General features: G+C 67.3%; 6 protein-coding genes. 1 reads left to right on the top strand and 5 read right to left on the bottom strand.

The window, feature by feature from the left end; genetic code table 11:
- From ACDELDRAFT_RS17545 to ACDELDRAFT_RS17535, 3 genes are all read right to left on the bottom strand, one after another.
- A partial coding sequence (locus tag ACDELDRAFT_RS17545; protein ID WP_005799310.1) for a methyl-accepting chemotaxis protein occupies nucleotides 1–1,553 on the bottom strand: 1,553 nt, incomplete at its 3' end.
- A 431-nt stretch (nucleotides 1,554–1,984) separates the two neighbouring features.
- Nucleotides 1,985–3,097: a VIT1/CCC1 transporter family protein gene (locus ACDELDRAFT_RS17540; RefSeq protein WP_005799309.1), complete on the bottom strand. Its 1,113-nt coding sequence runs from the start codon at nucleotides 3,095–3,097 to the stop codon at nucleotides 1,985–1,987.
- 14 nt (nucleotides 3,098–3,111) lie between these two features.
- On the bottom strand, nucleotides 3,112–3,696 hold the full coding sequence (locus ACDELDRAFT_RS17535; RefSeq protein WP_005799308.1) for a hypothetical protein: 585 nt from the start codon (nucleotides 3,694–3,696) through the stop codon (nucleotides 3,112–3,114).
- 57 nt (nucleotides 3,697–3,753) lie between these two features.
- Here ACDELDRAFT_RS17535 and ACDELDRAFT_RS17530 point away from each other — a divergent pair, with 57 nt between their 5' ends.
- Nucleotides 3,754–4,989 (top strand): MFS transporter, encoded by a 1,236-nt coding sequence (locus ACDELDRAFT_RS17530; RefSeq protein ID WP_005799307.1) that lies wholly within the window; start codon nucleotides 3,754–3,756, stop codon nucleotides 4,987–4,989.
- Nucleotides 4,990–5,007: 18 nt separating this feature from the next.
- Here ACDELDRAFT_RS17530 and ACDELDRAFT_RS17525 read toward each other — a convergent pair whose 3' ends face one another.
- A complete protein-coding gene (locus ACDELDRAFT_RS17525) occupies nucleotides 5,008–5,544 on the bottom strand; it encodes a flavin reductase family protein (protein ID WP_005799306.1) in 537 nt (178 codons plus the stop codon).
- 150 nt (nucleotides 5,545–5,694) lie between these two features.
- The coding region (locus tag ACDELDRAFT_RS17520; protein WP_005799305.1) for an RNB domain-containing ribonuclease at nucleotides 5,695–6,562 on the bottom strand (868 nt) is incomplete at its 5' end.

Below are 6,562 nucleotides of genomic sequence, written 5' to 3'. Positions count from 1 at the left end.
CCTGCCCCGCCTGCGAGCTTGAACACGCTCACCACCTGCGACAGGTGGCCCGCCTGGCCTTGCAGCGAGTCGGCCGCCGCAGCGGCTTCTTCCACCAGCGCGGCGTTCTGCTGCGTCACCTGGTCCATCTGCGCGATGGCCTGGTTCACCTGTTCGATGCCCGAGGTCTGCTCCTGGCTGGCCGCCGTGATCTCTCCCATGATGTCGGTCACGCGGCGCACGCTGCTGACGATCTCTTCCATGGTCTTGCCCGCTTCGCCCACTTGCTGGCTGCCTTGCTCGACTTTGCTGACCGAGTCGTCGATCAGCACCTTGATTTCCTTGGCCGCCTCGGCCGAGCGCTGCGCCAGGCTGCGCACTTCGCTGGCCACCACCGCAAAGCCGCGTCCTTGTTCGCCTGCACGGGCCGCTTCCACCGCAGCGTTCAGCGCCAGGATGTTGGTCTGGAACGCGATGCCGTCGATCACGCCGATGATGTCCACGATCTTGTGCGAGGAGCTGTTGATGGCGTCCATGGTCTGCACCACTTGCGAGACCACGTCCCCGCCCTTGACCGCCACGCTGGAGGCCGTGAGCGCCAGCTGGTTGGCCTGGCGTGCGTTGTCGGCGTTTTGCCGCACGGTGCTGGTCAGCTCTTCCATCGAGGCCGCGGTTTCTTCCAGCGAGCTGGCCTGCTCTTCCGTGCGCGAGGACAGGTCCTGGTTGCCCGCCGCAATCTGGCTCGTCGCCGTCGCCATGCTGTCCGCTCCGCTGCGCACTTCACCGACCACCTTGGCCAGGCTGTCGTTCATGTGCTGCAACGCCCGCATGAGTTGCCCGGTCTCGTCGGTTGAAACGACGTCGATGCGCGAACTCAGGTCGCCATCGGCCACGGTGCGCGCCACCTCCACGGCGTGGGTGATCGGGCGCGTGATGGAACGCGTGATGTGCCAGGCAATGGCCACGCCGGCCAGGATGGCCAGCAACCCCAGGCCGATCATCCAGTTGCGGGCGGAGCGGTATTCGGCCTCGGCGTCGGCGTTCGCCTGCGAAGACAGGCGGGTTTGAAGGTCCGCCAGATTGTTCAACTGGTCCAGCGCGGCCCGCATGGCGGGGCCTGCCTTGGTCATCAGGTGCTCGGTGGCTTCAGCCGTCATGTTCTTCACGGCCAGGTCGAACAACTGGTTGCTGAGGGGAACGGCCGCCGCCAGGGCAGCATCCACCTTGGCCAAGGCTGCCTTGCCTTGCTCGGAGGCCACCAGCTTTTCGAGCGTGGCCTTTGCCGCGCCGTATTTGGCACGCGCATCAGCCACCTGCTTGAGTTGCGCCTGTTTGCCCGCCTCGTCGGGCACCAGGACCACCATGGCGCCGATGGCGTAGATGTCGCGGATCTGGTCGAGCATGGTGTTGGCGGCGGCCAGCTTCACGTTGTTGCTGTTCACCATCTCTTCCATGCGCGACTGCAGATGGCCCAACGAATACACCCCCATCCCCAGAATCGCGGCCAGAAAGAGCAGCACCACGGAAAAACCCAGCGCGAGGCGGGTGCCTATCTTCAGGTTGAGAAACGACATTTGGAACACTCCTGTTCGATTGCATCTTCTATTCGGCAGAAGCGGGGGCACGGCTTCCGGGCCTTGTCTACCGGTGCCCGACCTGCCAACGGCCATGGCAGGCCAGTGCCGCCTCAGAGCAGACGGAACGTGATTCACGGCGGAGCTAATGGCCCCACGCATCAACAGGCAAGCCCTAATATCAAGGGTTAACCCTTATTTTACGCAATTTGTTACTTTTGCCCCGCATTCGACGCGTTTTGGAGCGGGGTGTGGGTTTGCCGCCACGAGTGTGCTGTGCGGCGGCGCTGACAGAAGAAAGCCGCGCGCCCTGGCGCGAAAGGAAGGGTTTTGCTACACTTTACAGAGCACATTGCGCCCGAGCAGCAAGCGCCAGGGACCGATGGGGCATGAAAATGGGGCCGCCACTCACCCCGACGCACCCCAACGCCTCAGGTGAGCGACACCCCGATCAGCGCGCCCGTGGCGTAGGTCACGCCCGCAGCGGCTGCGCCGATCACGATCTGCCGCACCACCGAGTACAGCGGCCCGCGCCCGCTGAACAGCGAGGTGCCCAGGCCGATGGCGCCGAGCGCAGCCACGCTGAGGGCCGCGCTCCAGGCCATGCCGGGCAGTCCGCCCAGAAAAAAGAACGGCACCACCGGGAACAGCGCCCCCAGCGCAAACAACAGGAAGGAAAACCCGGCCGCGCTCCACGGGTTGCCGCCCATCTCGGCGGGGTCGATGCCCAGCTCTTCACGCGCCAGCGTCTCCAGGGCCGTCTTCTTGTCACGCATCAGCTCGCGTGCCACGCGCTGCGCGTCTTGCCGGGGCAGGCCCTTGGCCTGGAAGATCAGGGCCAGTTCCTTGCTCTCGGCCTCGGGGGTCTCCTCGACCTCGCGGGCTTCCTGCGCCATCTGGGCGCGCGCGAACTCACGCGAATTGGTGACCGACAGCCATTCACCCAGTGCCATCGACACGGCGCCCGCAATCAACCCCGCCAACCCCGTGAGCAGGATGGTCTGCACCGGCGCCCCGGCACCCGCCACGCCCATCACCAGGCACAGGTTCGACACCAGGCCATCGTTGGCGCCCAGCACCGCGGCGCGCAGTTCGTTGCCGGAACCCCTGCGGTGCCAGCGCTCGGCCTGGGCAATGTCTGCACCCACCATGCCGCCACGCTGCTGCACGGCCGCTTCCAGTACGGCGGCATGCGAGCGCTCATCGCCCGACAGGGCCGAGGCATCGGGCTGGGCCGCGTATTTGTCGCGGTCGGCAAACTCGGTGACGGCCAGCGCCGGCAACACGAAACGGGGGCCGAAGTGCCGGGCCAGCCGCGCCAGCATCCGCGTGCGAAAGCTCGGCGTGAAACGCGCGGGCTCCACACCCGCAGCCAGCAGTTTGTCGCGCCACAAGGCCGCGTGCTCGGTCTCGGCCTGCGAAAGCTGCAGGAAGAGGTCCTTGCGCACCGGATCGGATTCGGCCCGGGCCAGCCCGGCGTACAGCGCGGCCCCATCGAGTTCGTCGCGCAAGTTAGCCTGGTAGCGCTGGATGTCGTTCGGCATGGCAAAAGAGGGGTTCAGGGCTCGGCCACCACGGCCACGGACGCAAACCGCAGGTGGTGCATGCATTCGCGCAGGATCAGCAGCGCGGCGGCAAAGCCGGGGTCTTGCGGCAGGCCTTCACGCACGACCGGCCGCCCTTCAGCCACGGCGGCCAGCCGCTCGAAGACGCGCTCCATGGCGTCGAGTGGCATCGCCATGGAGGGGCTGGGTGCCAACCCCGCCAGCACCGCGATCTCGCGCACCACGGCATCGGAACACAGCAGTGCAGATCCGGGCGCCAGCAACGGCACGGCACGGATCACCTCGTCTTCCACGGTGGCAATGGCGTTTTCCATCTCCAGCGGCGTGGGCGGGCTGCGGCGGAAGAACTGCCGAGCCGTTTTGCGCGCGCCGATGTCCAGCACCAGCACAGCGGCAGCCTCAAGCCCCGGCCCTGAGGCCACCGCCGTGTGATCGGCGCCGATGTGCAGCACGGTGAGTGCACCGGCCGGGCAGGCCCCCGTGCGCAAGGCACGGAAGCGGGCCCGGATATCGGCATCGGCGCCCGAGCCTGCCGCTTCGGGCGCAGACGAAGAGAGAGCGGGTGGCGTGTCTTTCATGAAGCTTCCTTGCGCTGTGGGCCCGGCGGCCGCAAACCATGCGGGAGAATCCCGAGTATGCAAGACAGCGCCTTTCGCCAGTCCATCGCCCTGCTGGGAACACGCCGTTTTGGCACGTTCTGGTTTGCCAGTTTGCTGGCCAATATCGGCACCTGGGCCCAGCAGGTGGCGCAGCCGTGGCTGCTGCTGAGCCTGGGCGCATCGCCCTTTTTGCTGGGGCTTGATGCCTTTGCGCTGAGTGCACCGGTGCTGCTGCTCACGGTGGTGGGCGGCGCACTGGCCGACCGGGCGGACCGCCGGCGCACCATCGCATACTTCCAGTCCATCCAGATGCTGTGCCCGGTATTGCTGGTGCTGCTCCTGGTCACGGGCGCGGTGCAGCCGTGGGTGGTGATCGTGCTGTCGCTGGTGGTGGGCATCACCGATGCGCTGTCGATGCCGTCGTTCCAGTCGATCGTGCCCTCGATCGTCGAGCGCGAGCAGATTCCCTCGGGCATCGCGCTGAACACCACGCAGTTCAATCTCTCGCGCATCCTCGGACCCGCGCTGGCGGGGGTGCTGATGGCCAGCGCTGGCCTGGCCGGAGCGTTCGCCGTGAGTGCGTTGTCGTATGTGCCGTTCATCCTGGTGGCGCTGTGGGTGCTGCCGCGCACGGCGCGCGCCGCCCCCGGTGCCCGCCTGCTGGACCACCACCAGCTGTGGGCCGGCGTGCGCGAGGTGCTGCACGAACCCGGGCTGCGCGGCGGGCTGACCACGGTGCTGGCAACGGCCACGCTGTCCGCACCGCTGCTCACCTTTTGCCCGGTGCTGGTCAAGGAGGTGTTCCAGGGAAGCGCTGGCGACTTCAGCACCGCCCTGGGCGCGTTCGGCGTGGGGGGCCTGATTGGCGCCATCGGCCTGCTGGCCCTCGATCCGCACCGCGACCGGCGCCCCCTGAGCACCTGGTTTGCCACGGCCTATGGCGCCATCGTGGTGCTGGCGGCGCTCAACCGCTGGGCCTGGGTGCTGCCGGCGCTGCTGGTGCTGGCCGGCGTGGCCATGACGGCCAGCAACGCCTCGGTGAATGCGCTGCTGCAAAGCAGTGCTCCACCCCATATCCGAGGCCAGACCGTCAGCCTGTTCATGCTGGCCATGCGGGGCGGCATGGCGCTGGGCAGCTTGGTGACGGGCGCCACAGTGTACTGGTGGGGCGTGCGCGATGCCCTGCTGATCAACGGTGTGGCGGCCGTGGCGGTGCACCTGGTGATCGGGCGCTTCTGGTTGCGGGCCCCCTTGCCGCGCCAGGCCAGCTGATCTGGCCCGCAGCAGCCGTCATTTCATGCGGGACGGCAGCCGGATCGTTTCGCCTGCCACCATGAAGGCGCCCCAGCCCCGGTGGTGCAGCGTGCGCGGTTCCTGGCGGGCCGGGTCAGCCCAGGCCTTGAGCACCTCCAGCACGAAGAAGCTGTAGCGGTTCACAAAGCGCGTATCCACGACTTTGCATTCAAGGCTGGCATGGCACTCGGCAATCAACGGCGCACCCACCAGCGACGCCGGCTGGGGGGTCAGGCCGAACGCGGCGAACTTATCCACGCTGCGGCCGGAATGGTTGCCGCAGTCCACCACCTTCTGCGCCAAGTCCACGGTGGGGATGTTCAACACGCACTCGCGCGTGGCTTTCAGGGCCGTGAAGCTGAAATCGCGATCGCTGACAACACAGCCCACCAGCGGTGGCTCGAACTCCATCATGGTGTGCCAGGACAGGGCCATGGCGTTGACACGACCTTTGTGCGCCGTGCTCAGCAGCAGCACCGGGCCGGGTTCGAGCAGTCCATAAACCTTGGACAGGGGATAGGGGCGCTTGACCATGGTGAAAGCCTTTCTCCTACGGCCTGCCGGCAGACGGTGGCGGGAGCCACAGGCGCGGCAAGCACACAACACTGCCGCATCGCCGCAGTGTAGAACGCGCAAGCGCCGCCCTTCTCCCACCGCCGCCATGGACCGCAACGAGCCTCCGGCTCAGTGCGCCTGCTCGAAGTCGATGAACCCCCGCTCCACGTTGGTGCCCACCAGCTTCACACGGATCTTCTGTCCCACTTCAAGGTTGAACTCGCCCGCCACCAGCAAGCCTTCGGCCGGCGGGGTGAAGATGCGCACCCAGGTGGCGCTTTCGGTGCGCCCGGTGACGACGGCGTCGAACTTCTGCCCGACCATTCCCTGCAGGTACAGCGCAGCCTCGGACTTGCGCACGCTGCGCTCCACCTTTTGCGCCGCATCTTCTTGCCGGGTGCAATGCTCGGCCAGCGTGGCCAGTTCGGTCAGGCCATAGGGCGGGTGGTCGCCCGACAGCAGCGCCTTGACCATGCGCAGGCTCACCAGATCCGGGTAGCGGCGGTTGGGCGCCGTGGAATGCGTGTAGTCGCGCACCGCCAGGCCAAAGTGCCCGATGGGCTCGCCCCGGGCGTGCTCGACCACATATTCGCCCGAGCCCATCAGCTTGACGATGACCAGTGACAGGTCCGGGAAACGCAGCGGATCGGCCTTGCGCTGGCGCGCGAGAAACCCCTCCAGCGCACGTGAATCGGGCGTCTTGGGCAGCGCCTCGCCATATTTGCTGGCCACTTCCACGATGCGCATCCAGCGCTCGGGCGAACGCACCACCCGCCGCAAGGCGCTGCCCCCATGCTGCGCCAGAAACTGCGCCGTGCAGGTGTTGGTGGCGATCATGAATTCCTCGATGAGCTGGCGCGCCCGGTTCTGCACCTGCTGGCGGATGTCCACCACGCGCTCGCCCTCAAACACGGCCCGCGGCTGGAAGGTCTCCAGGTCCAGCGACCCCTGCTGGCGCCGGCGTGCACGCATGCGCTGGGCCACCGCGTCCTGCGTG

The sequence above is a fragment of the Acidovorax delafieldii 2AN genome (genome assembly GCF_000175235.1).
Taxonomy (GTDB): Bacteria; Pseudomonadota; Gammaproteobacteria; order Burkholderiales; family Burkholderiaceae_C; genus Acidovorax; species Acidovorax delafieldii_B.
The sequence above is the reverse complement of the archived record's forward strand: the minus strand, read 5'-3'. Positions and strand labels throughout refer to the sequence as shown.